This is a genomic window from Oceanobacillus sp. CF4.6, from assembly GCF_051262635.1.
In the GTDB taxonomy this organism is placed as follows: domain Bacteria; phylum Bacillota; class Bacilli; order Bacillales; family Amphibacillaceae; genus Oceanobacillus.
Genome location: NZ_JBIMEX010000008.1, coordinates 151,321 through 176,835, shown reverse-complemented (window position 1 = coordinate 176,835; position 25,515 = coordinate 151,321). Strand labels below are relative to the sequence as shown.

The window sequence follows — 25,515 nt, the reverse complement described above, 5'->3', positions numbered from 1 at the left end:
TCATGCTTTTCTAAACGAATGCAAGTTATCTATAGCGTAAGTATTCCCTATACCGATGTCAAATAAAAGCGTAATTTTTGGTTCTAAATTTTTTCAATACATATTTCATTAGGATCTGTCACGGGCTATCCTATCAATACCAACAATATCAATATGTATGTTGCCCGACAATCCAATTGGTTTGCCGGGCTCTAAAGTTTAATATTTCCTTAGAAAACTCGGTTTAACGTCAAACCATTCCTGACTTATTATATGATGACATGCAGTAAAAATTCGTTCAATAACCTGTGTTGCGTTAGCCATCACCCTGATTGAAAGCCCTGGAACTACAAGTTTGGACAGCCCCGCCTTAAAATCACCTGTTTCACGATTAATTGTTTCATATAATTGATCAAGAAGTTTCGTATTCGTTTGATGACCTACTACAATAAACGATCCCAAATGGGAATACCCCTCCATGAAGCCTAGTCCATTCATATATTTTTCTTTAGGGTCTAGTTTAATATGGTCATAAGCAACTAATTCATCATCCAGATAGATTTCATTTATTAATCGAAGCGAATCATAGCTGAAATGTTTTCCCTCCGGTGACCAGCCCGGTGTTAAAATATCCGAATAAAGAAATGTCGCCCCTTTTTCCATTCGTACTACATTTTTTTGAAAATAACGAGCATCCTTATAAGCTATTAACGGATCAGGCAAATATTCTAGGTAGCTGCCTTGTTTAAGAAATATCTCGGTTTCCTGGTAGGCATGCTTTGTCGGTGTTTTATATACTTTTGTCGCCGACTGGGTTGTGAGTGTTATTTTTGCTTGTTCCCCAAGTGAAACACTCATGCGATAGGTATCCCCATCCAAATACCCTCCACCAGGATTAAGAATATAGTAACATGGGATAGCTGATTTATGATGATATACGGGGCGCATGATTTTTAACGCCCCTTGAAAGTATAGATTCTTCGTAACTGTCCTCCCTTGACGTGCTTCCACATCAAGTTCAAGAATACCCGTCCAATTAGGCATCTTGCGCTAATCCTTTTAGTAAAACGTGATGCTTAATCCAATCAACCACTTCGTCAAGACCAGTATTATCTTTTAAATTTGTGAACATAAATGGTTTATGTCCACGAAATACCTTCGTATCAGCTTCCATAATCTCAAGACGTGCACCTACATATGGAGCAAGATCTATTTTGTTAATGATAAAGAGATCCGATTTGATCATACCCTGGCCACCTTTTCGCGGAATTTTTTCCCCTTGAGCAACATCGATAATATAAATAGAAAAATCCACCAGCTCTGGACTAAATGTGGCTGCTAAATTGTCCCCACCACTTTCGATAAAAATCAGTTCAACATCTGGATGTTTTTCCTGCAACTCTTCAATTGCCGCAAAGTTCATAGAAGCATCTTCACGAATCGCTGTATGTGGACAGCCACCTGTTTCTACCCCGACAATCCGATCCTCTGGCAATACACCCGTATTCACCAAAATTTTAGCATCTTCTTTTGTATAGATATCATTCGTTATGACTGCGATACTTACTTCATCTTTTAATTCCCAAATCAATTTTTCTACTAACGCTGTTTTACCTGCTCCGACAGGTCCACCAACACCAATTTTAATTGTTTCCATTTTCAACACTTCCTTTAATAAAAATCATAATGAATAGTAACTTTATGACATGAAAATTCGAATGTTAACCCGTTCATGATGCATTTGTGATAACTCTAGCCCTGGGGAAACGATCCCAAAGTCATCTTCATTTAGATCCATGATAGATTTGACCGCTTCCGTCAAATGATTCTGAAACGTATAAATTATTTTCTGTCCAGCAGTTTGTCCTAACGGGATTGCTCGTACTGCATTTTGAACAAGGCTAGTGATAGAGGAATATAAGTAATATAAAATGGTTGTTTCCTTTGGTACTTGCAAAAAGTGTCCAGCCATTGTAAATACAACCGCTGGATGCCCATATGATTGTTTTGCCTTAATTCGTTTTCGATACAAGCTCAAAATCGGTGCTTTATATAAGGTTTCTGAAATTATAACCATCCGTTCACCCATCCGCATTGTACCGTCTCTCGTTTCTCTTGCCAGGTTCTGAACCGTAACCATGCGGTCTAACTTCCATATCTTTTCTAAATCATTGTCCACAAGTGCATCATAAACAAGTCTTGCCGCCAAACCATCTGAATAGACAAGCTGTTCATGCAAATAAACCGCTAACCACTTTGAAAATGTTGCGTCATCATAAACTGTTTCATCTTGAATATAACTTTCCAGACCAAATGAGTGGCTAAATCCTCCTGTTGGGAAGTTAGAGTCACATAATTGAAGCAAAGATAATATCTTATCATCCATGGCTATGCCCTATATGGCGAAATGCTTGTTTTACCTTTCGTTCCTCACGTTTATAAGGGATTTCAAGCTCTTGTAATAGATCCTCTACTAAATAATCATATTGGATTAGCATTTCGTCACCCACGAACTGTGCGGGTAAATGCCGGTTCCCTAACTGGTGTGCGATGGTTCCCATTTCATTTATACTTCTCGGGCGAATAATCAATAAATCATCAGATAGCACATCAATTATAATCATGTTTTCATCGTCCATATAAAGAACATCCCCGGCTTCCAGATCACGTGATTCTTTCAATCGGATCCCCAATTCACGTCCATGGTCTGTTTCCACTCGTTGGATACGTTTTACTAAATGTGCACTTTCCAGATATACTTTTTCTTTGTGACGTTTCTTCAATTCATCTGGTTCTAAATCAGATATGTTCGTAATAACTTTTTCGATAATCATTTTCTTCACCTCAAAATAAGAAATAACGTTGTCCTATTGGAACGGTATCAACAGGATCACAGGTTATAACTTCACCATTTATTTTTACTTCATATGTTTGCGGATCCACGTCAATATCAGGTGTTTCGCTATTTAATTTCATATCTTTTTTAGTAAGATTACGAATCCCTCGAACAGGTCGAATCTGCTTCTCAAGACCAAGTTGCTCATGGACTTTATTGTCATATGCAGCTTGAGAGATAAATGTAAACGAGCTTTTGGCTAATGCCTTTCCAACTGAGGCATACATAGGTCTATAAATCATTGGTTGCGGTGTTGGAATTGTAGCGTTCGCATCCCCCATCAGGCTTTGTACTACTAGACCATTCTTCAGTATCATTTCCGGTTTTGCCGCAAAAAACTTTGGATCCCATAATACAAGATCAGCAATCTTGCCAACCTCAATTGAGCCTACATATTCTGAAATACCATGTGTAATAGCTGGATTGATCGTGTATTTGGCTATATATCGCTTCACACGATTATTGTCTGCATAATCGAAGTCACCTTTCATAATGCCTAGCTGCTTTTTCATTTTATCAGCTGTCTGCCACGTTCTTAGGACAACTTCACCGATTCGCCCCATTGCCTGCGCATCAGAGCTTACCATACTGAAAACACCCATATCCTGTAGAACATCTTCCGCGGCTATCGTCTCACTGCGAATCCGCGAATCAGCAAAAGCAATATCCTCTGGAACAGAAGGGTTTAGGTGATGGCAAACCATCAGCATATCCAAATGTTCATCAATCGTATTTACTGTATATGGCAATGTTGGATTCGTTGATGACGGCAGTATATTCATCATGCCAGCTGATTTAATTAGATCCGGGGAATGTCCTCCCCCTGCACCCTCCGTATGATACATGTGAATAACACGCTCATTGATGGCGCGCATCGTATCTTCCATAAATCCGCCCTCATTCAATGTATCTGCATGAAGTGCGACTTGAATGTCATATTTATCTGCAACCCTTAGTGAAAAGTCCAACGAAGAAGAAGTTGCTCCCCAGTCTTCATGAACCTTTAATCCGATTGCCCCCGCATGAATCTGCTCAACTAACGGCTCAACACTTGCGGCATGACCTTTTCCCGTTAAGCCTACATTGATTGGTAATCCCTCGACAGCCTGTAGCATGCGATGGATATTCCATTCACCTGGAGTGACGGTAGTCGCACGAGATCCAGCGGCTGGACCAGTTCCACCGCCAATTAATGTAGTTAACCCAGCAGTGAGTGCTACATCTACTTGGGCTGGATTGATAAAGTGAACATGCGTGTCAATCCCACCTGTAGTTAGAATTTTACCTTCACCAGCAATGATTTCTGTGGAAGTCCCGATAACAATGTCGACATTGTCCATGATAAGTGGGTTGCCACTTTTTCCTATTTTGTAAATAAGCCCATCTCTTAGTGCAACATCCGCCTTATAAATTCCCGTGTAATCTAGAACTACAACGTTGGTAATGACAGTATCGGGGACACCATCCTTACGCGTTGCTAATGGATGCTGTCCCATCCCATCGCGAATTACCTTTCCACCACCAAAAACAACTTCCTCACCATACACGGTATAATCTTTTTCAATTTGAATAAACAAATTCGTATCTGCTAAGCGGATCGAATCACCAGTAGTCGGTCCGTACATTTGTGAATATTGCTCCCTGGACATTTTAAAACTCATTGACATCCCCGCTTTCTAATGGCCCATCTACTTTATTATTAAATCCATACACCTTGCGTTCACCAGCATAATCAATCAATTCCACTTCTTTTTCATCACCTGGTTCAAAACGGACTGCAGCCCCTGCAGGAACATTTAACCGCTTCCCATATGCCTCTTTTCGACTAAATTTTAGTGCCGTCGTATTCACTTCATAAAAATGAAAGTGTGAACCAACTTGTACTGGTCGGTCACCCGTATTGATAACCGTAATTTTTGAACTTGGTCTATCCGCATTGCAAGTAATCTCTTCATCTTTCAGGATAAATTCACCTGGTATCATTACTATCTCAGCCCTTTCATAGCTTATCGGAAATTATGAAGAATTTTTATTATAGGTTACGGGAACAACTAGCGCCCAGCGTCTATGAGACTTCCTTAACCTAATCCAATTTGTCAACACTTAATCTGTCTTTTAAGGGAGGCCGACTAAAGATGGACTATGAGCTCAGAAGTCGGCATAACCCAATAAAACCAGGTCGCTAAACGGACGCTTGTACTTTTATTCACAGTTAGAAAAGTATAAAGCTTCCCCCTTGTATAAGGGTCACCGAAATGACTTGGCTAAGCCTTCGTTTTCTAATTTTAGCGAATTGGATTATGCACTGTAACAAGTTTTGTACCATCTTGGAAGGTAACTTCTACCTGGATATCGTCAATCATTTCAGGAATACCATCCATCACATCATTCCGTGATAAAATTGTTCCCCCATACTCCATTAATTCAGCAACTGATTTACCATCCCTTGCACCTTCCATTACTTCATAGGTTATAAGCGCCATTGCTTCAGGGTGATTCAATTTTAGACCTCGTTGTTTTCTGCGTTTAGCAACATCTGCTGCAACGACAATTAATAGCTTATCAATTTCGCGTGGTAATAATTTCATCTTATAACCTCCCTAGACGGTAATTAAATATACTAAAAAGCATCTCCATTTTTTGAGCTTTGGAAACGTTTTTAACACAATAACTTCAATCATCCAGGATTTCTGAACGATATCAGAAAAACAAAATATAAATTTTGCGTTATTTAGGACAAATCTTACATTCCATTCTGAAATATAGTTTTTTTTAAATAAAAGTAATTCAAGTGTGTCATTCATTCTCAGGTAAATGTTGAAAGAGACGGTGGTTCTCCTGAACGACTAGTGTATAAGGAAGTTCACTTTTACATCTGGTAGATTAACCGATGCGAAAAGTGGTTGAGATAATTATCGCTTCAGCCTGCTGCATATAATCAATAAGAATGGATCTTAATCAAGAGCTCAGAAACTACTATCTCTATAGATTTCTTATCCATTCGGTTAGCTAATTATGTTTGAAGACAACCATTAGTTCACATATGAAAGGAGGTTAATTATGATGGATAAAAGAGGAAATATTTGCGATGACAAAGGTGGAGTACAATTCTCCCTCTAGATTGAAGATAGCTTGTGGATGGTGAAAACAAGCACTATGGTGAATTGGAATTGGGCTTTGGAGCTTTACATAATGAAAGAGTGATCTTACTTAAGTAAGATCACTCGGGTGGCGCCGCGGAGCCATGTGTCACGAAACCACAAAACATTTCAATTAGGATAATCTACTCTACACATAATTCAAATAATTTTATAGATAGAGTTTTCTTCTTGCTTTTCGACAAAAGGATTTATATAATAGTAAAAAACTCAATATCATTAGCAATGAAATAAACGTAGTACAATTACCCGCTGATTTTCAGAGAGCTTGTGGTTGGTGAAAACAAGCATCAAGGTGAATTGGAATTGGACTTTCGAGCTTATTAATAAAGTGATCTTACATTTTTATGTAAGGTAATTAGGGTGGCACCGCGGTTCATTCGTCCCTTGTGATGGGAAGAGTGGGCTTTTTTTTAATGTAGACATAAAAATGGAGTGATAAAAAATGGAAACAATTTTCTCAGGAATTCAGCCGAGCGGAACTTTAACACTTGGTAATTACCTTGGAGCAATCCAACAGTTTGTGGAATTACAAAACGATAATGACTGTTATTTCTGTATTGTGGATGAACATGCCATTACCGTACCACAGGAACGATTGAATTTGAGAAAGAATATTCGTTCCCTTGCAGCATTATATCTTGCTTCAGGAATCGACCCTGAAACCTCAACACTTTTTGTACAATCTGAAGTACCTGCACATACGCAACTGGGATGGATGTTGCAATCAATCAGCTATATCGGTGAATTGGAACGTATGACACAGTACAAGGATAAGTCTGCAGGGAAAGAGGCTATTTCCTCTGCATTATTAACCTATCCGTCTCTTATGGCTGCAGATATCCTACTTTATAATACAAATGTTGTCCCGGTTGGTGATGATCAAAAACAACATCTTGAGCTGACAAGAGATTTGGCCGGGCGCTTTAATAACCGTTTTAATGATATTTTCACCATTCCCGATATTCGTATTCCAAAAGTTGGAGCGCGTATCATGTCTTTACAGGAACCCTTGAAGAAGATGAGTAAATCCGATGAAAATGAAAAAGGCTTTATTTCCATGCTTGACGAACCAAAGAAAATTGAGAAAAAAATCAAAAGCGCAGTTACTGATTCAGAAGGTATTGTTAAATATGATAAAGAAAATAAGCCCGGTGTTTCCAACCTGCTTACCATTTATTCCAGCTGCACTGGGGAGTCGATAAAATCCTTGGAAGCTAAATACGAAGGAAAAGGTTACGGCGAGTTTAAACAAGGCGTAGCAAATGCTGTAATTGATACGTTGAAACCAATTCAAGACAGATACGCTGAATTGATTAACTCCGTAAAATTGGATGATATTTTAGATCAAGGTGCAGAAAAAGCATCCTTTACAGCGAATAAGACTGTTGCGAAGGCAAAAAAAGCAATGGGGCTTGGAAGGGTAAAAAAATAATTGTAAAAAAAGTTGCCCGGGCATAGAACGAACCCGGGCAACTTTCTTGTTGTGGAATTTGCTTGAAAATGTGAGCTTCAGCATTTTGTTTGTGAACTTCAGCTTTTTTAGTGTGAACTTCGGCACTTTTTTTGTGAATTTCAGCATCTTTCCTGTGAACTTCAGCATTCTCCATCAAACCACAGTATCTCAAGCTCAATTATTGAAATAAAGTGTTGTCTGACTATTTCTGATTCGAAGTATTGTGTTGAGGTCCTAATTCCGCTTCCCACATTTTTTCCAGGAACTGCTGGCCACGTATGAGCTTTGCACATAGCTCCTCATGCGACGGGCTCCAGCCTTCTTTCACGCCATTATACAGTGTTTCCCATACTCGATCTTCATCCATATAACGGATTGCTGGATACTGCTTCGGGTCCCATTCTGTTAGCCAGTAACGCAATTCTTCTCTGTTATTCGTAGTCTTCAGTTGATCCAACCCAATCATGAGCAATTGTTTTAACTGTCTTTCCTTTCTTGTAAGTCCAAAAACAAATTCAGGAGGCATCGAAAGCATATGGTATTCCTTTTCATAGTTACTGTCATCAAATTTAAAAGATTGCGGTTTCGTGTTATCAATCATGTCGAAAACAAGCTGTTCTTGGCGTGGGATTAATCTGCTTTTGCGAATTGGGATGGAATATCCAATTGTGTCAACCGCCAGAATATCATTACCATCTGTAACAATACATGCATATTCTACAACAGACCTTTTCTGTCCCTTACGTGTGTAGGCCCGTTTATAGATCGAATCAAGTAAAGCTTTCGGTAGATCATGCATATCGTTCTCAATGTAGTTGTACAGTGTCTCTGTTATGTATAGTAAAGGTACTTGATCCATTAGCTCAATGCTGTCCTCTTTCCTCCACTCATGAAAATGACATACACTGTAGCCATTCTCCTCCCCTTCAAACCAGTTCACCCAAACATCGTGCAAATATAACATAAACAACCCTCACTTTTCATTTTCCGATTTAGAATACATTATAGCCATCACGGAGAAAAATATTCGAGAAGTTGCATTAAAATTAATTCGGATAACGATACAATATAACACCCATGATCAAAACCCCTAGAGGAAGAAAATAGCATTCTACTCTTCCACTTATAAAAAGAAAATAATCCGCCCACGATAAGCCAGCAGGCAGGAAATTCATATATGCAATAATTGTTACTCCACCTGTAACAGCTAGTCCAAATCCTATTAAAAAGAAAAATACATATCCCATTAGAATCCCCTCACCGCTTGTCCATTTTATTTATATTATGCTGCGTTTTAAGAAAGAAGACCTGCTTTTGGGTGCATGCACATGGTTAATATTTTGACAGCAACATAAAAAAAGCTGTCCAGCATGATGCTGAACAGCTTCTTCTATTATTTGTATTTTTTAAACACAAGTGCGACATTATGACCACCAAAGCCGAGTGAGTTACTTACGACAACGTTCACTTCTTGTTGTCTTGCTTCATTTGGTACATAATCCAAGTCACAATCCGGATCAGGAGTTTCATAGTTCGTTGTTGCTGGAATGATCCCATCTTGAATCGATTTAATTGAGATAACAGCTTCGATACCACCCGCAGCACCAAGTAAATGTCCCGTCATTGATTTTGTAGAAGATACGGCAAGCTTTTTGGCGTGATCCCCAAAAACGGTTTTAATTGCTGCTGTTTCATACTTATCATTCAATGCTGTACTTGTCCCGTGAGCATTGATATAATCGACTTCTGCAGGTGTTATTCCTGCATCTTTAAGGGCATGCTGCATCGCGCGCGCCGCTCCTTCTCCGTTTTCAGCTGGGGCAGTGATATGATAGGCATCACCAGTTGCTCCGTAACCAGCTATTTCACCATAAATATGTGCACCACGCTCTAGTGCAGAATCTAATGATTCTAGAATTAGAATTCCGGCACCTTCACCCATGACAAACCCGTCCCGATTGCTATCAAATGGGCGACTAGCTTTACTTGGATCCTCGTTCGTTGATAATGCTTTTGCCGAGGAGAATCCAGCGAAAGCCATATCGGAAATCGGTGCTTCGGTTCCTCCAGCAATTATATAATCAACATCACCGCGCTCGACTGCTTTATATGCATCTCCAATTGAATTAGCACCAGACGCGCAGGCTGTGACGGAACATGAATTAATCCCTTTTGCACCTGTTTGAATGGATACTTGTCCAGCTGCCATATCCGGTATCATCATTGGTACAAAAAACGGGCTAACTCTCTTAGGGCCTTTTTCTAGCAATTTCGTATGCTGTTCTTCCCATGTCTTCATTCCACCTATTCCTGAGCCAATCCAAACACCTACTCGATGTGCATTGCTGTCATCAATCGTAAGCTTTGCATCTTCTACAGCCATTTTGGATGCTGCTACCGCATATTGGGTAAAGGGATCCATTTTGCGTGCATCTTTTTTATCCATAAAGGTTGTAGGGTCAAAGTCTTTCACCTCAGCAGCTACCTTCGCAGGATAATTATCTTTATTAACTTTCGTTACAAAATCAATGCCCGATTTTCCAGCCAGAAGATTTTCCCACAAGGTATTTACATCGTTACCTAATGGTGTTATTGCACCTAGCCCTGTAATTACTACCCTTCTTTGTTCCATTTGATCTTCCTCCTTCCGTGGTTGTTTTATCTTCCCCATCTTATTGCAACTGCGCCCCATGTTAAGCCGCCGCCAAACCCTACCAATACGATTAGATCATTATCTTTTATTTTACCTTCTTTTACCGACTCTGACAAAGCCATTGGAATGGATGCCGAAGAATTGTTACCATACTTTTTGATCGTAGTGGCCATTTTATCTTCTGAGATTCCCAGACGCTGACGTGCTGCATCCATAATTCTTATATTCGCCTGATGTGGAACAAGGTAGTCTACATCTTCTTTACTTAATCCCAATTCCTCCACAACATTCACCGTGGACTCAGGCATTTGTCTAACCGCAAATTTATACACTTCGCGACCATTCATAACAAGCTTATTATCTTTATTCTGGTATAACTCCTTGCCTCCAGCACCGTTTGCACCAAGTTCAAAGGATAGGATACCTTTACCTTCTGATACTTCACCAACAACAGCAGCACCTGCACCATCACCAAGGAGTACACAAGTACTTCTATCTTCCCAGTTTGTTATTTTGGAAAGCTTTTCTGTACCGACTACAAGAATATTTTTATATGCTTTCGTTTCGATGAACTGTTTGGCAGTAATCAATCCATACATAAAACCTGAACATGCTGCACTTATATCCATTGCAGCAGCTTTTGTTGCACCAAGGCGATCCTGTATCATACACGCTACGGATGGAAATGGCGTATCCGGTGTTACGGTTGCAACTAATATTAAATCGATATCGGCAGCATCCACATCGGCTTCTTCAAGCGCACCGAGAGCTGCATGATATGCCATATCTGATGTATCAATATCATCCGAAGCTAATCTTCTTTCCTCAATACCTGTTCTTGTTCTGATCCATTCATCATTCGTATCTACTATTTTTTCCATGTCTTTATTTGTAACTACGTTCGTCGGAAGGTAATGACCTGTACCTAATATCCCAACATTCATATTGACAGCTCCCTTATATACAAATAATTAATATCAATTATTATGACTTGGTACTAATTTTAATGTAAATAATCTCATTAAGCAAGAAAAATAGGATATTTTCATTCCTTTTTTCACTCTTCATTGGGCAACAACCCTGTTTCCGTATAATCTTCAACATGTTCCGCCATCTCTTCCTGAAAGGCCTCAGGAACACGATCATTAAATTCACCAAGTGAAATAACGTCATCCTGAAAATCAAATGACAAAACGGTACTATTTAAATGAAAATTATCAAATTCAGTAGCTGTATATTCGTACAGCTTGTCCACATGTTGTATCGTACTAGTTAAAACAGTATCAGGTGCTAGTTCTAACTGGTCAGCCACAAAACCGATGGCATACAGACCATCTCCTTCTGCCATCTTAATAATATCTTCACTGAAGGAATCACCGATAGGATAGAATACATCCACCCCCTCCTTTTTCATGTTTTCATACATCGTTAATGCTGTTTCCGTATCGTTCCAGGCACTAAGAAAATTCATCTCAATCTGAGCAGTTGGATTTTGATACTTAACCCCTTCATAAAATCCTTCAATCTCTGGTTGCCAGGAATATGCGCCAATAATGCCAACTTGATTCGATTCCGTCATTTTACCCGCAACCATCCCACCGAAAAATCCCATTGCATGTGAATTAAAGTTTAAACTCGTTACATTATCTGCTGCATTTCCACCATTAAAATAAACAAATTGAACGTCAGGATATGATTCAGCTATATCCATAAAATAACTCCCATACATATTGCTGTGACCAAAGATAAGATTAACGCCATCCTGAACAAATTCAGCAACCGCATTGTTTATCTCTTCTTCCGTATCGATATCTTCTTCATAGTAAACTTGTACATCAAACTCTTTTTCTATTTCAAGCAAGCCATCGTATCCTTTTTTATTCCATACATTGTCATCAATGGAAGTGTCAACCAACAAGCCAACATTTTGAATTTGACCCGTTTCAAAATAAGAGCAACCAGAAAGAATAGTTATTAATGCTACAGATATTAAAACGATCGTTATCTTTTTCAAGGTAAACACTCCATTTCGCATGAACGAATAGTCTATATCTATTGTACCTGTACATGATTTATTGGTAAACGATTTTCATCCTAAATAGTTATGTCTTTTCTAACGTTTTTTAAATAGAACGTAATGCTCAATTACAGTCTTCACGTGATCTCTATTAGATATATTGTCACGGAGATAAATATTTTTATCAAGTTTCGTGTTTACTTCCTTCTTATGATTGCTAGAGTAAATATGCAATTCTGATGGTAGATTGGGTACCTTCATCCATTGCAGTAGTCCTTTTGTAAAGTCTTGCACATATAAGGAACTTTCTTTAAATTTCCCAGAAGTAAAAGGAATGAACTCATTCTTATGAAAGACCCCCTTTTCATTCATCGGCATCCATTCCCCAAAAAGCAATGGCGCCTTTATCATTGTACAACTCGTCGTGTAATTCACCATTGATCTCTGTTCCTTTTTATCTGGGTTGATAACAATTAGTTTCTCTATCTTCTGATTAATTTTTCCATCGTAATCTCCTGCAATAATTCCTATATTATATTTCTTTTCCTTGTCTGCTGGAATCATTGAAAAGGAGCTGTTTCTCCCAAAAAACATCGTCAGGTCTTCATCTGGCTCATCATTTCTATCAGCATGCACGATTCCATCTACTTTATAACCCTGTTCAAGTAGCTTGTTTACAATATGGTAACCAAGCCAATCATCACAGTTCACAACCAATACAGGCATTACCTGTTCCTCCTTTAAAACAATCCTTTTATTTTTAATTAAAATTTGATAAAATATATGAGATATGAAGATGAATTACATTCTAACTAAAAAATCATGTTATAATTATATTCAAATGTACATGTTCCATTTTTTTACGATATGGACAACCTACAACAGAATCAAAAGGTGAGGTGTTTGGTATGCATTACATAATGACAATTGTATGGGCAGTATTTATATCCTTAGCAATAAGCTTTGTTTTAACAAGTATGGCCGGTGAGCCTTTCGTATTGTTTGAAGCATTAATACTTGCTGCTATTTTATCAGTAGCTGCATTTATTATAGGCGATGTTATATTGAAAGTGGAAAAGGAATAATCGTAGTAAAACCCTTGCCTTTAAGCAAAGATGGCAAGGGTTTTCTATTTTTAATACCAGGGTAATATACTTAATGCTGTTAATGCCGCCAATGGGAGAATAAATCTCCGGAACCTTCTTCGTGGACGACCGTAACCGGGATAACCGTATCCGGGGTACCCATAACCTGGATATCCATAACCAAATAATCTGCTATCATCCTGATGGTGAGATTGTTGAGCATCTTCTATTGGCACAGCAAAATAAACGTATTCATCATCCAACCCTGTTATAATTCCATCAAATTGCGTTCCGTCTGTCGTTTGTGCAAGAACATAGGAATGCATATGATTTTTGCAAAGGTCATACATATGTTTAGTATCATTATTCATTTCATCATCCTCCTCACCTTCAGCCTATTCAGTAGCCTATGGAGTGGTGACTTGGATTTAATGAAAAGCATAATTTCAATGAGAGAATTCCATCCCAACGTTAAGATGGGATCGGAGAAGAAATAAGGAGAGAGTGCAATGGATTTTATAACAAATATTTGGACAATCATTCAATACTTTATATTAGGATTAGTTCAGGGCGTAACGGAACCTATACCCATTTCTTCCAGCGGTCATATTATGATTTTCAGAGAGCTTTTCGGGATTGAGACACCAGGTTTATCTTTTGAAATCTTTGTCAATTTTGCTTCCTTATTGGCAATACTAGTTGTTTTTAGAGAAGACATTATCCGATTGATAAAAAACGGATGGCTCTACATCACCAAAAAAGATGAAGCTGCAAAGAGTGATTTTCGCTTTATCATTTACTTGGTTGTTGCAACCATTCCCGTCGGCGTTATAGGAGTACTGTTCGGAGATGCAATTGGCGAATTAATCAACGCAAATGCAATGAATGTCGTTGGTGTTACATTACTAATAACAGCAGCTGCTGTATGGATGATTCGTAATCTTCGTGGAAAGAAAAATGACGGCGATCTAACAATGAAAGACGCAATAATTGTTGGATTTGCACAGGCCATTGCTGTTACTCCAGGTATTAGTCGTTCCGGTGCCACCATTGTTGCATCTATGCTCGTTGGAATGAGACAAGAAACAGCATTACGCTTCTCTTTCCTGCTTTATATTCCAGTTAGCCTTGGTACGTCCATTCTTGAAATACCGAATATCATTCAAGACCCAACATTCAGTACGTTATGGATTCCTTACGTAGTTGCGTTTATCACAGCATTTATCGCAACATACTTTGCCCTAAAATGGTTCATGAACGTTATGGCAAAAGGTAATCTAAGATACTTCTCTTACTATTGTATTGTTGTTGGCTTATTAGTAATTTTCTTCTTGTAAAATAGATAGAGGCTGCTTTTTAGGAATATTTTCCTTGAAGGTAGCCTCTTTATATCGTTAGCGTGCGGGAGCTGAATTGTAAAAACTTCAGCTCCCTGCTTGACACACGGTAAAAAAAGAATTTCCTTGGAGGATTATAACCTTCCAAGGAAATTCTTCGTTTCATTCATCAATCCGGGATTCCTAATGCGATTTTCGCGTAGCGAGACATCATTTCTTTGCCCCATGGTGGACTCCAGACGATAATTACGTTTGTTTCTTTAACTTCTGGAATATCAGCAAGTGCGTGTTTGATATCCGCTTCAATGTGAGCAGATAATGGGCATCCCATTGCTGTGAGAGTCATTGTAACATCACAGACACCATCATCATTTAGTTCTACGTCATAAATTAAACCTAGATTAACAATATCAATTCCTAATTCAGGGTCAATAACATTTTCAATGGCACCCATTAAATTTTCTTTTAATGCTTCATCCATATAATTTACCTCCTATACATTTTCCTACTTCTATTTAAACATAAATTTAACGATTATTAAATAATTTAAATCCATTTTACATATCTTATATAGGAAGAATTCACAACTCTGTCCTTTATAAATGCTTTTCAAACCATTTTACTGTTTCGAGTATAGCATAACGACTCACTTTATGGTCTGTATTTGCTTCTTTTATAAAATCTATATTTGCTTTATTTGTATAATGTTTGACTGCTTCATCGTAAAATGTATAGGAATGATCAAATGGAACAACTGAATCGCTTTCTCCGTGCCAGAATAATAAAGGACGATCATTCAGCTTTTCTGGTTGCTTGGACAAATCCATCTTTTCCAGTCGCTCGTACATGCTTTCAATCATTTCATCTGTAACTGGTAGATTACCGACTTTTTTGAAGCTTTCAACAAGTGTTTTGGCAAATGTTGTGATTTTTGGAGAGCCCATCAGGATTGCTGCTGTTTTGATCCATGAATACTGTGTTAAGGCTGCAGAGGTTGTAATACCACCCATACTTGTACCTGCTATTCCAAACCGTCCATCCTGGAGTAAATTACGTTCATCGAGATATGTTTTTATTACTTGGAGCTCTTCCACATTTAGCATGACAATTTCCCAAAAGGAGATTTGTTTTTTTAGTGCTGAAACTTCTGGCTCTCTTTCTCCATGGTACCTACTGTCCGGTAAAATAACTCGATAACCTTTTTCAGCAAGTAAGTATGCCAGTGGGAGATTATGTTCTTTAGCACTTGTAAAGCCGTGGAAATATGTAACAACTGGTAATGCTTCATTTTCTTTTTGTGCGTCGACTATAATTAAACTCGGAATTGATTTTATTGTTTCTTTATATACGCCAATCATTCAGGTTTCCCTCTCCTTATCTAGACATGTTACTTCTATTTTAAATGTATTCCGACATCCCTGCAAACATTGTAAATTATAAATTACTTTACATATACTGTAATAATTAATAAACTATTCACATATGGGGTGAATTTATGAATAATAAAAAACATTTAATTGCATTAGATCTTGATGGCACGCTTTTAACAGATAAGAAAGAAATCAGTATACGTACAAAACAAACGATCCGTACAGCGATGGCTGAAGGACATGTTGTAGTCATCGCAACAGGAAGACCGCATCGAGCAAGTATCAATTACTATAACGAGCTTGGAATGACTACCCCAATGGTCAATTTCAATGGCGCATTAATTCACCATCCAAAAGACAGAACGTGGGATTTTGCGATGCACAATCCAATGCCTATTAAGACAGCCTATACCATTATTGATGCCTGTTATGAGCTGGATGTCAAAAATATATTGGCTGAAGTTATGGATGACGTTTATCTCGATAACTTTAATCAAGAAATTATCGATATATTTCAGGAAACGCAAAAAGACTCGCCATACATTATTGGAAACCTGAAAGATAAATTAAACGAGGACCCAACATCTGTGCTCATTCATCCAAAGGAGGAGCATATTCAGCAATTGAGAAGCCATTTAAATGATTATCATGCTGAAATTATTGAACATCGTAAATGGGGCGCACCGTGGAATATCATAGAAATTATAAAAAAGGGTATGAACAAAGCGGTAGGCCTTCAAAAAATTGCCGATTATTATAATATTCCCAAGGAGAGAGTAATCGCTTTTGGAGATGAAGATAATGATTTGGAAATGATTGATTATGCTGGTGTTGGTGTAGCGATGGGAAATGCAATCAGTGAATTAAAGTCCATTTCAAAGCACCAAACCCTTACAAATCAAGAAGACGGAATCAGTATTTTCTTAGAGAATTATTTGAAGATCAAGACAAAAACGGTATAATCACCAGTTGTTACCTGTTTTATAAAATTCAATATGGACCATACTATCAGTGAGCGTATAACATACGTTCACTTTTATGTTTTACTTCAGCACCTGTTTAAGTATGTAAGACTTATTCTCCAGGGAGGTTTTCGTCTTGGGCAAGCGAAGTAAATCGAAACGTTTTAGTCATCAAGGAGCAGCAGCTGTTAAAAAACACGCAGAAATATTCACCTACCGCTCCACTTTATCCGAAGCAGAACGTAAAAATGAACAAGCAGACCATACTACTGGAGGAGGATTTTAATTGGAAAACAATCTATTTCAACGCGCAAGAAACGCGGTAACGAATATGATGAACACGCAAAACGGTGGCCAAGGGCAAGCACAAGCCAGCCCCCAAGATCAACAGGCAGCACAGAATGCGATTCAGGCTGCTTATCAGGACGCATCACCTGAGGAACGCCAGGAATTACAGCAACTTGAACAGCAGTTGAAACAGCATAATCAATTAAAATAACCTGCTATGCTTTAAACGCGATCGCCAATTCATTTAAATAATGAAAAGGGTTTGCAATAATTCCTCCCCAAATATAGGGGAGGTTCTTTTTTGCTTTTTAAAAATACGCTTTTCTGATACTATTAAGATAAGTATGATTAGGAGGGAAAAGCTATGGGAATTCGCGTGGAAGGTACACCAAACCCGAATGCAATGAAATTTACTACAGATAAATTAATTTTTGAGGGAACGAACAGTGTTTCCGTTATGCCAGGTAATACAAGTGATTATGAAATTTTAAATGATTTAATGAATCTGGAAGAAGTGGATAATGTTTTCGGATATCAAAATTTCATTACGGTAAACAAACAGTTTGACGCTGAATGGGACAATCTTAACCCAAAGGTCTTGGAAGTATTTGAAAAACACAATTATTAAAGCCATTAGGGTTCAAATGGCTTAATGTCCTAAACCTCGTATTATTCTAACTGAAATAAAAAGACGACAGAGTTATCAATCCTTCTGTCGTCTTCTTTGGTTAGTCACCTAGGTCCACCGGAATATAATTCGGGTTTACCATTTCATTATTATTATCTTTGCCATATAACGTTATAATTGGCGGATCTTCACTATCTACCGCAGAATCAGATTCCGGGATTGTCTCATTAATTTCAAATGCACCCCAATCTCCTGATGTTGCATCCAACGGTATGCTTTTTTCATCAAGCAAACGTTCTTCGCCTTGGTCAATAACGTAAAAGAATTCGTTCACCACACCACTTACCTCACCAGTTAAAACAAATTCACGGCTATCTACGTTTACATCAATGTTCTGAAAGCTGACCGAAGCACGGTCCTCTGTCAACACATTGTCTGATTTAGTATCTTCATTTCCACAAGCAACGAGCATGAATACAGCTGCCAAAATTATGAAATATTTCAAATCATTTTCTCTCCTTATCAATCACGTCTAAAGAATCCATATACGCCTGCGGTTTCTACAATATTAGTAAAAGCATTTGGATCTACTTCGGCAATTATTTTTTCGAGATCATACAGTTCATATCGTGTGATTACCAGATACAATAGATTTTTATCTGCTTTTGTGTAAGCTCCCTTTGCCGGAAGAATTGTTATTCCACGAACCAAATTATCATGAATTGCCTTTTGTAACTCATCGGCCTTAAGGGTTACAATCATCGCAGTGACTTTCTCGTGACGAGTATGAAGTGCATCAATCACTCTGGTGGAAACGTATAGCGTTAACATGGTGTATAACGCATTTTCGGGCTCATACAAGAGTCCTGCAAGTACGATAATACCAGCATTCATAATTAAAAAGTAATTTCCTATTGGTTTATCATTAATTCTTGATAAAATCATCGCGACAATGTCCATACCGCCAGTAGATGCCCCATTTTTTAATGTAATTCCAACTGCGACCCCAGCGATGACACCGCCAAATACAGCATTCAGCATAATATCACTCGATAGCTCAATGATAGGTATGAACTGCAGAAATATGGAAGTGGAAAATACGGAAATGATACTATAAATTGTAAAACCCTTCCCTACCTTGTACCAACCTATTAATAAAACTGGAACATTGAGTAGTAAGAGTAAAATTCCTGTACTGACATTAATTCCTATAAAATCATTGAATATACTGGATAAAAGTTGTGCACCTCCAGTAAATCCACTGGCATATACATTCGCCCCAATCAGGAAAAAATTCAAGGAAAGTGCATTTAATAGTGCCCCAAAAATAACTATAATTACCCGTTTCGCTTCCATCATAAACATGGGGATACCTCCTTTTAGATTGCATTTTAATAATTCAAATATTAGTTCTTTGACTAAAATTCTAAATAGCTTTAAACTAGAATAAACGAAAGTAAAACAGAATGTAGGTGGCAAAATGTCGATTAAAATTCTAGCTGATAGTGCAAGTGATTTGTCAAAGAAATATTATAACGAATTTAACATTGAAATGGTACCATTAACTGTTCAATTGGATGATAAAGAATATGAAGATGGCCAAACAATTAATCCAAAAACAGTTTATAACTCCATGAGAGACGGTAAATCACCAAAAACATCTCAAGTCTCAGCGAGCATCTTTAAAGCAGTTTTCACGAAATATGCGAAAGCAAATGAGCCGCTCGTATATATTGCGTTTTCCTCAGAGCTTTCAGGTACCTATCAGACTGCTAAAATGATGGAGTTAGAAGTAAAAGAAGACTATCCTGATGCTCCCATCCATATTATCGATACAAAATGCGCATCAATCGGTTGTGGTTTAGTTGCTATCCATGCAGCAAAACTTGCACAAAGTGGTGCTTCTCTTGATGAAATTATCGATGCTGCTAAATATCAGGCTGAACATATGGAGCATATATTCACAGTTGATGATTTAGAATACTTATACCGCGGTGGTCGTGTTAGTAAAACGGCAGCATTTGTCGGTACTTTACTTAAAATTAAACCGTTACTGCATGTCGAGAATGGAAAACTAATTCCGCTTGAAAAAATTCGTGGCTCGAAAAAAGTTCTTCATCGCATGTTGGAAGTGATGAAAGAACGCGGAACAGATTTTCAAAACCAGACAATTGGCATCAGTCATGGTGACGACTTGGAAAAGGCTGAACTGCTGGCTACCATGATCAGTGAGAAATTTGGTGTTAAAAAAGATAATATCGTCATAGACATGGTTGGTGCTGCAGTAGGTTCTCATGCAGGTCCTGGAACCATTGCATTATTCTTCTCCAATAAACCAGTGAAATAATTATGTTAATCCTGTCCCGTTTTTCATATGGGGCAGGATTCTTTCATAGTTTAACAAACTGTTAAAAGGTTAGCCACTCTTCCCCATCGAAAAATAGCCTTGTTCTCTCAAATGGTAGCAAAGTAATTATTTCAACATTCTAATTTTAATTCAGTTAACTGTTTGAACTTATTTTATTGGTGCGAAAGTGGCGTTATTATAAAAATAATTGCATGAATGATTATCCCACCTCATATAGTTGTATATATATAGCTACGCTAAACTTAAGATGGGGGTTTTCGATGCTTAATCAACTCTTGAATGACTTTGAAATGGAGCACAAATTTGCACCGCACACCATTGACAATTTATTGGATTACTATCAAAAGAAATATATAAACGGAGAAATCGACATTGTAACATATCATGACATATATAGCTGCCTTCATGAGAAAGGCGCCGTTTCAGCGCACGAAATTAAAAGTCCTGAATAAGGGCTTTTTTTTATTTTGAATCTTCTCCATGATTGAATTCCTATATTTCGGGTACATTTTAATTAAACAATTATTCAAGGAGGTCATCTCATGGGAATGGAAAAATCAAATGGTAAAGAAACACCCCCAGCTCAAGTGCAGAACAAACAACCGGGCATTGAAACAAAAATGAATCCTGAACCTAAATATATTCGCAAAAACTATAAAGGCAGTGAAAAGTTAAAAAATAAAGTCGCCATCATCACCGGTGGAGACAGCGGAATTGGAAGATCGGTAAGTATTCACTTTGCCAAAGAAGGTGCAGATATTGCGATAATTTACCTTGATGAACATGAAGATGCACAAGACACGAAAAGAATTGTTGAAAATGAAGGCAGAAAATGTATTTTAATTAATGGGGATATTGGAAATCAATCTTTCTGTGAAGCTGCAGTTACGGAAGTGCTCGATACTTATGGCAAAGTCGATATTCTTGTAAATAATGCTGGCGAGCAGCATCCACAGGACAGCTTCATGGATATTACAAGTGATCAATTGGAAAAAACTTTCCGTACAAATATTTTTAGCATGTTTTATTTAACAAAGGCTGTGTTGCCAAACCTGAAAGATGGAAGCAGCATTATCAATACTTCTTCAATTACTGCTTATAAAGGCAACCCTTCTTTGATTGATTATTCATCAACAAAAGGTGCGATTACTTCCTTTACGAGAGCCCTTTCCGGCGAACTTGTTGAAAAAGGAATCCGGGTAAATGGGGTTGCCCCAGGCCCAATTTGGACCCCATTAATCCCAGCTTCTTTCGATAAGGAAAAAGTCGATCAATTTGGGGGAGATTCTCCAATGAAGCGTCCAGGACAACCACAGGAATTAGGACCGGCATATGTTTATCTTGCCAGTGAGGACTCCAGCTATGTTACTGGTCAAATGATGCATGTTAATGGCGGTACTGTCGTGAATGGCTAAAGATAGGTGAAAATAATGAGGCTCCCCATTTTGTGTTGGAGAGCCTTATTTTTATTTGTCATTGCTTTTTCTCTGTTTTATACTCAGGGCAATGATTCCACCTATAAAAAGGCCAAATACAACTAGAACAAATCCGATAAATATCCAATTCAATCCTTCATCAGGTTGTATGGAGTAAACCTCTGTTGATTCACGTGGCAAACCGATTCGGTAATCACCATTCTCATTTTCCCTTACAAGGTTATCTCCAAGATAGCCATTCAGTTGCATCCCGGATTCAATTTCCGAAACGTCTACATACGCAGATTCACTGCCATTATTAATCGCTATATACATCGACTCATCATCCAATGTTCGTTTAAATACACTCATTGCTCCATCTGAATCGATTATTTCAAAGTCACCGTAATGGAGTACAGGAAATTGCTCTCTTAGTGACGAAATTCGATTATGGAATTCCTTTAATTCCGGTTCACCACTGTTGAATGGCACCAGTCGTTGGGAGTCTTTAGGCGTCGCACCATACATTGGTAATTCCGTCCCTTGTAGAATCGTTGGTGTTCCCGGTGTGGTGTACATATAAGTCAACGCAAGAGTCCATGCTGTTAGTGAGTTTCTATGATTTTCGGAATACGTTTGTGTAAACCGCTCCGTATAAAAATCATCCATATATAATAATCCATCTTGATTTGAAGCAGTTGACCATGTTTCATAAATATCGGAGACAGGATTATCGGGAGCTGCAAAAACCTCTGCCATGGAATCTCTCAACGTCCTATTTTCAAAAGCATCCAATTCTGTTTCAGCTAATAGTTCTTCACTTGCTTCATCGCTAACAAGTATGTCTCCCAGTAAATAAAATTCCGGATTCACACTTTTTAAATGACTTGTAAAATCACCTAAAAATTCAATGGAAGCCTCGTCTACTGCATGAAGCGTATAGCCATCCAGGTCTGTCTCGTTCATCCAGTGTTCAGCGACATCTAATAGATATCCTTCAACTTCAGGATGATCCAAGTTCAACTGCACCGTATTTGCAGTCCATGCTGGCTCCGTTATATCCTGTTCAATAATCCAATCTGCTTTTTCCGGGTCATCAACAATGGGATTAGTATTCGCAACGTAATTGGTTACAAATTCCATTACCACCTTCATATCCCGATCGTGCGCTTCCTGGATCAATGTATTCAAATCCTCCATGGTTCCAAACTGTTCTTCCAGACGATAAAAATCTTCAATCCAATAGCCATGGTAGCCATTGTCAGCATTCGTCATTAAAGGAGATAATGCAATTGTTGTAACACCTATCTCCTGCAATGCATCAAGCTTTAACGTAACACCTTGAAGATCTCCACCGTGATATGCAGCGGGGTCATCTACATTGACATCTACTTGAGCTTCAGTGCTCTGGTCCCCGTTATTGAACCTGTCCACCATGATATGATATATAATTTCTTCTTCCACAGTCCGCTCTCCATCTGCAGAAATGACTGGAATAAATGACGTGGTTGTCATCATACTAACTATTAAAAGCATAAATGCTATCTTTTTCATAAACGATCCTCCACCAAAGATATAGTAACTCTTATTTTATTATTAATCAATTAAGAGAATAGTCAATGACAAACCCGGTATTGTTGAAAAGACTTCACATGTTACTTTGGCGCTAGCGTCTTTTGACCAGATTCTTAACGTTATCAGCGATTTTGTACGGGGTATCGGCGATTTTTTTACTTTATCGGCGAATTGGAGCTATTTATCGGCGGATTTCCCATTTTATCGGCGAATATGTTAGTTTTATCAGCGAATCACTCGTAACCGTGGTAAATCAGCCTCAAAAAAAAGACTGCCCCGTGTAATGGAGGCAATCTATCAAATTCTAATTATAACTGTACACCCATTGGCAAGCGGACAAATCCAAGAACCAATACGATAATCAGCGCAATCCAAAACTGAATCCAGAAACTTTTTGTAGGTTTACCTTTGCTCTTTTTAACCAAAATCATTTCCATCGCAGCGATCATCCAGATTCCGGCAAGACCCTTGGTGATGGCTTCAGCCAGGATTGGCATTCCGCTGTTTGCGATATAATCCCAAACTAGAACTCCACCAGTATAAAGAATAAACAAGTAAACTAGGCGCAAAATCATATGAAGCATTTTTGCAGCTTTTGCATTATCTCGATCCCTCATTGAGATTGCTAAAAAAAACAGTATAATTCCTAGCACCCAAGCCGTTATGTGCATATGTGTCATGTATGTATCCTCCCTTTGTTTCAGTGATTCCATGGTCTCTCTGAAAAAATGTCTATACGTATCATAACATGTACTTCCAAATAATTCATTTTATAGATAACCACGTAAAGAAAAAAATACAAGCTTGGTACAAAACGGTCACATAAATTTTCTAGTAAATCATTCTATATTTAACCAGCTACATATTTAAATTTATTTATTGGTGTGAAAGTTGAGTAATACTATTAATCTTCAACAGTTTCGATATCGATCACTTTTTTCTGACCCCATGGTGCAAACTTAAAAGTGATCACCCATTGGTCCGTATAAAATTAGAATAAAATTGGGATCCTTTTTTGTGTATCGTTGTAAGATTAGATTCATTCGCCTTCTCCCCTTTTTCCGGTGTTTTTGCGGAACGGTTGCAGACTATTATATGTTAAACTCCTCCATATCCATTCCATTGGTCCAAAACGGAATCTCCTAAACCACCATTTGCTGAAAAATACTTGTACTGTAAAGATAATGAGTACAATAGCAATTCCTGCAGCAGGAGTGATTCTTCCGTATAATCCAAAGCCAACTCCATAGAAAAGAATAAAGCTAATCACAGATTGGAGGAGATAATTTGTCAATGCCATTCTTCCAACACTGATGAATGGCTGAACCAATTTTAGCCCAAGCTTACTCCGAGCTAGCAGCGTAATCGAGACAATATAGAAAATTGCAGATGCAGTGCCACCAATATTATCCTGAATGTAAGAAAACCAGATCGGATTTCCAAATAAATAGGGTCCCATTTTTATAGTAACAAAGGCAATGAGTGAAATTAACCATATTCTCTTAAGTGTAACTACATGTTTCTCTCGTTCATGAAGCCAGCGTTTACGGGCAATATACATGCCGAATAAAAATAGAGGAAGCAGTGTTGCTGCCAAGAATAGGAATCCAATTCCTCCATTTGCATAGGTCCAGTCCTCGTAATTTTGTGACCAGATTGTTAATAGACTACTACTCTGATAGTTAGTCAACGCCTGGTTGATAACTGTCTCATTATACCCACCTAAATAATTACGGGCTCCATACATGGCCAGCGATAACATCCCTACACTTCCGACAAGTAGGAATACTCCCCAAGCTATCAGCAAATGATCCCTCACGTTCAGAAAAAGCAACAACAGAAGACCAATAAGACCATAAGATAGTAGAATGTCACCGTGCCAGATGAAAAGTGCATGGATGATTCCAAAGCCAATAAGGATAATCAGCCTTTTGAATAAGAAAGATTGTACGTCCGCATTTCGTGCAACAAGCCTATCTTTTAGCAACTGAATACCAAAACCAAAAAGGATGGAAAATAAGGTATAAAAACTTGCTTGGAAAAATATATCAATAAACCCTTGAGCCATAAGATCCAATGGTGAATTCCATACTTGCTCTGCTCCCCCATGCATGAAATAAGGCGCTGAAAATGCTCCAATATTAACAATGAATATTCCAAAGATCGCAAATCCTCTAGCTGCATCGATCCAGACCAATCGATTATTCTCTTTTGTCGGAGAAAAATTAGTTCCCATTTTAATTTCCTTCCTATAAGGGAGATATCATTTCCCCAATTTTTATTCAAAAGCAAACAGCCCTCTCACGTTTTAAAGAAGGCTGGTTGTCT

At 38.1% G+C, this 25,515-nt stretch carries 31 protein-coding genes and 1 other annotated feature; of the genes, 10 read left to right on the top strand and 21 right to left on the bottom strand.

Translation table 11 applies throughout. The features are described 5' to 3' along the window. Nucleotides 1–198: 198 nt before the first annotated feature. From ACHABU_RS13660 to ACHABU_RS13630, 7 genes are all read right to left on the bottom strand, one after another. Nucleotides 199–1,023, bottom strand: a complete 825-nt coding sequence (locus ACHABU_RS13660) for an urease accessory protein UreD (RefSeq protein WP_435765452.1) — start codon at nt 1,021–1,023, stop codon at nt 199–201. Next, nucleotides 1,016–1,636 carry an urease accessory protein UreG gene (ureG, locus tag ACHABU_RS13655; protein WP_435765451.1) on the bottom strand — a complete coding sequence of 207 codons (621 nt, stop codon included), beginning with the start codon at nt 1,634–1,636 and terminating at the stop codon, nt 1,016–1,018. The genes ACHABU_RS13660 and ureG overlap by 8 nt, the downstream gene beginning before the upstream one ends. Nucleotides 1,637–1,678: 42 nt before the next feature. Further along, entirely contained in the window at nt 1,679–2,365 is a 687-nt protein-coding gene (locus ACHABU_RS13650; RefSeq protein WP_435765450.1) for an urease accessory protein UreF, read from the bottom strand. Then, nucleotides 2,358–2,813 (bottom strand): urease accessory protein UreE, encoded by a 456-nt coding sequence (ureE, locus tag ACHABU_RS13645; RefSeq protein WP_435765449.1) that lies wholly within the window; start codon nt 2,811–2,813, stop codon nt 2,358–2,360. Before ureE ends, ACHABU_RS13650 begins: the two co-directional genes overlap by 8 nt. Before the next feature lie 10 nt (nt 2,814–2,823). Continuing rightward, nucleotides 2,824–4,536: an urease subunit alpha gene (gene ureC, locus ACHABU_RS13640; protein ID WP_435765448.1), complete on the bottom strand. Its 1,713-nt coding sequence runs from the start codon at nt 4,534–4,536 to the stop codon at nt 2,824–2,826. Continuing rightward, the gene (locus tag ACHABU_RS13635) at nt 4,526–4,858 is read right to left on the bottom strand and encodes an urease subunit beta (RefSeq protein WP_435765447.1); all 333 of its coding nucleotides are present in this window, start codon (nt 4,856–4,858) and stop codon (nt 4,526–4,528) included. Before ACHABU_RS13635 ends, ureC begins: the two co-directional genes overlap by 11 nt. A gap of 302 nt (nt 4,859–5,160) precedes the next feature. After that, on the bottom strand, nt 5,161–5,463 hold the full coding sequence (locus tag ACHABU_RS13630) for an urease subunit gamma (protein WP_435765446.1): 303 nt from the start codon (nt 5,461–5,463) through the stop codon (nt 5,161–5,163). A gap of 786 nt (nt 5,464–6,249) precedes the next feature. Continuing rightward, nucleotides 6,250–6,424 (top strand) — a binding site (T-box leader). Between the two features lie 54 nt (nt 6,425–6,478). Here ACHABU_RS13630 and trpS point away from each other — a divergent pair. After that, a complete protein-coding gene (gene trpS, locus ACHABU_RS13625) occupies nt 6,479–7,468 on the top strand; it encodes a tryptophan--tRNA ligase (RefSeq protein ID WP_435765445.1) in 990 nt (329 codons plus the stop codon). Nucleotides 7,469–7,691: 223 nt separating this feature from the next. Here trpS and ACHABU_RS13620 read toward each other — a convergent pair whose 3' ends face one another. From ACHABU_RS13620 to ACHABU_RS13595, 6 genes are all read right to left on the bottom strand, one after another. Beyond that, nucleotides 7,692–8,453, bottom strand: a complete 762-nt coding sequence (locus ACHABU_RS13620; protein WP_435765444.1) for a YjbA family protein — start codon at nt 8,451–8,453, stop codon at nt 7,692–7,694. 82 nt (nt 8,454–8,535) lie between these two features. After that, the gene (locus ACHABU_RS13615) at nt 8,536–8,736 is read right to left on the bottom strand and encodes a hypothetical protein (protein WP_435765443.1); all 201 of its coding nucleotides are present in this window, start codon (nt 8,734–8,736) and stop codon (nt 8,536–8,538) included. A gap of 146 nt (nt 8,737–8,882) precedes the next feature. Next, the gene (gene fabF / locus ACHABU_RS13610; RefSeq protein WP_435765442.1) at nt 8,883–10,121 is read right to left on the bottom strand and encodes a beta-ketoacyl-ACP synthase II; all 1,239 of its coding nucleotides are present in this window, start codon (nt 10,119–10,121) and stop codon (nt 8,883–8,885) included. Nucleotides 10,122–10,147: 26 nt separating this feature from the next. After that, the gene (locus ACHABU_RS13605; RefSeq protein ID WP_435765441.1) at nt 10,148–11,086 is read right to left on the bottom strand and encodes a beta-ketoacyl-ACP synthase III; all 939 of its coding nucleotides are present in this window, start codon (nt 11,084–11,086) and stop codon (nt 10,148–10,150) included. Between the two features lie 113 nt (nt 11,087–11,199). After that, the gene (locus ACHABU_RS13600; protein ID WP_435765440.1) at nt 11,200–12,165 is read right to left on the bottom strand and encodes a BMP family ABC transporter substrate-binding protein; all 966 of its coding nucleotides are present in this window, start codon (nt 12,163–12,165) and stop codon (nt 11,200–11,202) included. 90 nt (nt 12,166–12,255) lie between these two features. Next, nucleotides 12,256–12,885 (bottom strand): hypothetical protein, encoded by a 630-nt coding sequence (locus tag ACHABU_RS13595; protein WP_435765439.1) that lies wholly within the window; start codon nt 12,883–12,885, stop codon nt 12,256–12,258. Nucleotides 12,886–13,067: 182 nt separating this feature from the next. Here ACHABU_RS13595 and ACHABU_RS13590 point away from each other — a divergent pair, with 182 nt between their 5' ends. Further along, a complete protein-coding gene (locus ACHABU_RS13590) occupies nt 13,068–13,244 on the top strand; it encodes a DUF2929 family protein (RefSeq protein WP_435765438.1) in 177 nt (58 codons plus the stop codon). A 50-nt stretch (nt 13,245–13,294) separates the two neighbouring features. Here the strand turns inward: ACHABU_RS13590 and ACHABU_RS13585 are convergent, their stop codons facing one another. Beyond that, nucleotides 13,295–13,615: a hypothetical protein gene (locus ACHABU_RS13585; protein WP_435765437.1), complete on the bottom strand. Its 321-nt coding sequence runs from the start codon at nt 13,613–13,615 to the stop codon at nt 13,295–13,297. A 147-nt stretch (nt 13,616–13,762) separates the two neighbouring features. Between ACHABU_RS13585 and ACHABU_RS13580 the strand changes: the two genes are divergently transcribed. Continuing rightward, on the top strand, nt 13,763–14,581 hold the full coding sequence (locus ACHABU_RS13580) for an undecaprenyl-diphosphate phosphatase (protein WP_435765469.1): 819 nt from the start codon (nt 13,763–13,765) through the stop codon (nt 14,579–14,581). 169 nt (nt 14,582–14,750) lie between these two features. Here ACHABU_RS13580 and ACHABU_RS13575 read toward each other — a convergent pair whose 3' ends face one another. Beyond that, the gene (locus ACHABU_RS13575) at nt 14,751–15,062 is read right to left on the bottom strand and encodes a metal-sulfur cluster assembly factor (protein ID WP_379496973.1); all 312 of its coding nucleotides are present in this window, start codon (nt 15,060–15,062) and stop codon (nt 14,751–14,753) included. A 115-nt stretch (nt 15,063–15,177) separates the two neighbouring features. Further along, nucleotides 15,178–15,939: an alpha/beta fold hydrolase gene (locus ACHABU_RS13570; RefSeq protein ID WP_435765436.1), complete on the bottom strand. Its 762-nt coding sequence runs from the start codon at nt 15,937–15,939 to the stop codon at nt 15,178–15,180. 137 nt (nt 15,940–16,076) lie between these two features. Here ACHABU_RS13570 and ACHABU_RS13565 point away from each other — a divergent pair, with 137 nt between their 5' ends. From ACHABU_RS13565 to ACHABU_RS13550, 4 genes are all read left to right on the top strand, one after another. Next, nucleotides 16,077–16,913 (top strand): HAD family hydrolase, encoded by an 837-nt coding sequence (locus ACHABU_RS13565; protein WP_435765435.1) that lies wholly within the window; start codon nt 16,077–16,079, stop codon nt 16,911–16,913. Between the two features lie 136 nt (nt 16,914–17,049). Then, nucleotides 17,050–17,199, top strand: a complete 150-nt coding sequence (locus ACHABU_RS13560; protein ID WP_435765434.1) for a hypothetical protein — start codon at nt 17,050–17,052, stop codon at nt 17,197–17,199. Beyond that, a complete protein-coding gene (locus ACHABU_RS13555) occupies nt 17,200–17,412 on the top strand; it encodes a DUF3813 family protein (RefSeq protein ID WP_435765433.1) in 213 nt (70 codons plus the stop codon). A 153-nt stretch (nt 17,413–17,565) separates the two neighbouring features. Beyond that, the gene (locus tag ACHABU_RS13550) at nt 17,566–17,829 is read left to right on the top strand and encodes a NifU N-terminal domain-containing protein (RefSeq protein WP_379496978.1); all 264 of its coding nucleotides are present in this window, start codon (nt 17,566–17,568) and stop codon (nt 17,827–17,829) included. Nucleotides 17,830–17,929: 100 nt separating this feature from the next. Here the strand turns inward: ACHABU_RS13550 and ACHABU_RS13545 are convergent, their stop codons facing one another. Both ACHABU_RS13545 and ACHABU_RS13540 read right to left on the bottom strand, forming a co-directional pair. Further along, on the bottom strand, nt 17,930–18,334 hold the full coding sequence (locus tag ACHABU_RS13545; protein WP_435765432.1) for a hypothetical protein: 405 nt from the start codon (nt 18,332–18,334) through the stop codon (nt 17,930–17,932). 17 nt (nt 18,335–18,351) lie between these two features. Beyond that, nucleotides 18,352–19,194, bottom strand: coding sequence for a YitT family protein (locus tag ACHABU_RS13540; protein ID WP_435765431.1), 843 nt, complete (start codon nt 19,192–19,194; stop codon nt 18,352–18,354). Between the two features lie 115 nt (nt 19,195–19,309). On the opposite strand from ACHABU_RS13540, the gene ACHABU_RS13535 reads away from it, so the two are divergent. The 3 genes from ACHABU_RS13535 to ACHABU_RS13525 all read left to right on the top strand — a co-directional run bounded on the left by ACHABU_RS13535 (nt 19,310) and on the right by ACHABU_RS13525 (nt 21,612). Next, a complete protein-coding gene (locus tag ACHABU_RS13535) occupies nt 19,310–20,176 on the top strand; it encodes a DegV family protein (RefSeq protein WP_435765430.1) in 867 nt (288 codons plus the stop codon). A gap of 281 nt (nt 20,177–20,457) precedes the next feature. After that, nucleotides 20,458–20,649: a YppF family protein gene (yppF, locus tag ACHABU_RS13530; protein ID WP_435765429.1), complete on the top strand. Its 192-nt coding sequence runs from the start codon at nt 20,458–20,460 to the stop codon at nt 20,647–20,649. A 90-nt stretch (nt 20,650–20,739) separates the two neighbouring features. Then, nucleotides 20,740–21,612, top strand: coding sequence for an SDR family oxidoreductase (locus ACHABU_RS13525; protein WP_435765428.1), 873 nt, complete (start codon nt 20,740–20,742; stop codon nt 21,610–21,612). Between the two features lie 51 nt (nt 21,613–21,663). Here the strand turns inward: ACHABU_RS13525 and ACHABU_RS13520 are convergent, their stop codons facing one another. The 3 genes from ACHABU_RS13520 to ACHABU_RS13510 all read right to left on the bottom strand — a co-directional run bounded on the left by ACHABU_RS13520 (nt 21,664) and on the right by ACHABU_RS13510 (nt 25,423). After that, on the bottom strand, nt 21,664–23,166 hold the full coding sequence (locus tag ACHABU_RS13520; protein WP_435765426.1) for an alpha-amylase family glycosyl hydrolase: 1,503 nt from the start codon (nt 23,164–23,166) through the stop codon (nt 21,664–21,666). 329 nt (nt 23,167–23,495) lie between these two features. Further along, nucleotides 23,496–23,867 carry a YisL family protein gene (locus tag ACHABU_RS13515; RefSeq protein WP_435765425.1) on the bottom strand — a complete coding sequence of 124 codons (372 nt, stop codon included), beginning with the start codon at nt 23,865–23,867 and terminating at the stop codon, nt 23,496–23,498. 359 nt (nt 23,868–24,226) lie between these two features. After that, a complete protein-coding gene (locus ACHABU_RS13510) occupies nt 24,227–25,423 on the bottom strand; it encodes a DUF418 domain-containing protein (RefSeq protein WP_435765424.1) in 1,197 nt (398 codons plus the stop codon). Nucleotides 25,424–25,515 lie beyond the last annotated feature (92 nt).

What these genes read in the sequence shown, in the direction of transcription:
- ACHABU_RS13660 (WP_435765452.1), bottom strand. Translation starts at nt 1,023, where the DNA reads ATGCCTAATTGGACGGGTATTCTTGAACTTGATGTGGAAGCACGTCAA.
- ureG (WP_435765451.1), bottom strand. Translation starts at nt 1,636, where the DNA reads ATGGAAACAATTAAAATTGGTGTTGGTGGACCTGTCGGAGCAGGTAAA.
- ACHABU_RS13650 (WP_435765450.1), bottom strand. Translation starts at nt 2,365, where the DNA reads ATGGATGATAAGATATTATCTTTGCTTCAATTATGTGACTCTAACTTC.
- ureE (WP_435765449.1), bottom strand. Translation starts at nt 2,813, where the DNA reads ATGATTATCGAAAAAGTTATTACGAACATATCTGATTTAGAACCAGAT.
- ureC (WP_435765448.1), bottom strand. Translation starts at nt 4,536, where the DNA reads ATGAGTTTTAAAATGTCCAGGGAGCAATATTCACAAATGTACGGACCG.
- ACHABU_RS13635 (WP_435765447.1), bottom strand. Translation starts at nt 4,858, where the DNA reads ATGATACCAGGTGAATTTATCCTGAAAGATGAAGAGATTACTTGCAAT.
- ACHABU_RS13630 (WP_435765446.1), bottom strand. Translation starts at nt 5,463, where the DNA reads ATGAAATTATTACCACGCGAAATTGATAAGCTATTAATTGTCGTTGCA.
- trpS (WP_435765445.1), top strand. Translation starts at nt 6,479, where the DNA reads ATGGAAACAATTTTCTCAGGAATTCAGCCGAGCGGAACTTTAACACTT.
- ACHABU_RS13620 (WP_435765444.1), bottom strand. Translation starts at nt 8,453, where the DNA reads ATGTTATATTTGCACGATGTTTGGGTGAACTGGTTTGAAGGGGAGGAG.
- ACHABU_RS13615 (WP_435765443.1), bottom strand. Translation starts at nt 8,736, where the DNA reads ATGGGATATGTATTTTTCTTTTTAATAGGATTTGGACTAGCTGTTACA.
- fabF (WP_435765442.1), bottom strand. Translation starts at nt 10,121, where the DNA reads ATGGAACAAAGAAGGGTAGTAATTACAGGGCTAGGTGCAATAACACCA.
- ACHABU_RS13605 (WP_435765441.1), bottom strand. Translation starts at nt 11,086, where the DNA reads ATGAATGTTGGGATATTAGGTACAGGTCATTACCTTCCGACGAACGTA.
- ACHABU_RS13595 (WP_435765439.1), bottom strand. Translation starts at nt 12,885, where the DNA reads ATGCCTGTATTGGTTGTGAACTGTGATGATTGGCTTGGTTACCATATT.
- ACHABU_RS13590 (WP_435765438.1), top strand. Translation starts at nt 13,068, where the DNA reads ATGCATTACATAATGACAATTGTATGGGCAGTATTTATATCCTTAGCA.
- ACHABU_RS13585 (WP_435765437.1), bottom strand. Translation starts at nt 13,615, where the DNA reads ATGAATAATGATACTAAACATATGTATGACCTTTGCAAAAATCATATG.
- ACHABU_RS13575 (WP_379496973.1), bottom strand. Translation starts at nt 15,062, where the DNA reads ATGGATGAAGCATTAAAAGAAAATTTAATGGGTGCCATTGAAAATGTT.
- ACHABU_RS13570 (WP_435765436.1), bottom strand. Translation starts at nt 15,939, where the DNA reads ATGATTGGCGTATATAAAGAAACAATAAAATCAATTCCGAGTTTAATT.
- ACHABU_RS13565 (WP_435765435.1), top strand. Translation starts at nt 16,077, where the DNA reads ATGAATAATAAAAAACATTTAATTGCATTAGATCTTGATGGCACGCTT.
- ACHABU_RS13550 (WP_379496978.1), top strand. Translation starts at nt 17,566, where the DNA reads ATGGGAATTCGCGTGGAAGGTACACCAAACCCGAATGCAATGAAATTT.
- ACHABU_RS13540 (WP_435765431.1), bottom strand. Translation starts at nt 19,194, where the DNA reads ATGTTTATGATGGAAGCGAAACGGGTAATTATAGTTATTTTTGGGGCA.
- ACHABU_RS13535 (WP_435765430.1), top strand. Translation starts at nt 19,310, where the DNA reads ATGTCGATTAAAATTCTAGCTGATAGTGCAAGTGATTTGTCAAAGAAA.
- yppF (WP_435765429.1), top strand. Translation starts at nt 20,458, where the DNA reads ATGCTTAATCAACTCTTGAATGACTTTGAAATGGAGCACAAATTTGCA.
- ACHABU_RS13525 (WP_435765428.1), top strand. Translation starts at nt 20,740, where the DNA reads ATGGGAATGGAAAAATCAAATGGTAAAGAAACACCCCCAGCTCAAGTG.
- ACHABU_RS13520 (WP_435765426.1), bottom strand. Translation starts at nt 23,166, where the DNA reads ATGAAAAAGATAGCATTTATGCTTTTAATAGTTAGTATGATGACAACC.
- ACHABU_RS13515 (WP_435765425.1), bottom strand. Translation starts at nt 23,867, where the DNA reads ATGACACATATGCACATAACGGCTTGGGTGCTAGGAATTATACTGTTT.
- ACHABU_RS13510 (WP_435765424.1), bottom strand. Translation starts at nt 25,423, where the DNA reads ATGGGAACTAATTTTTCTCCGACAAAAGAGAATAATCGATTGGTCTGG.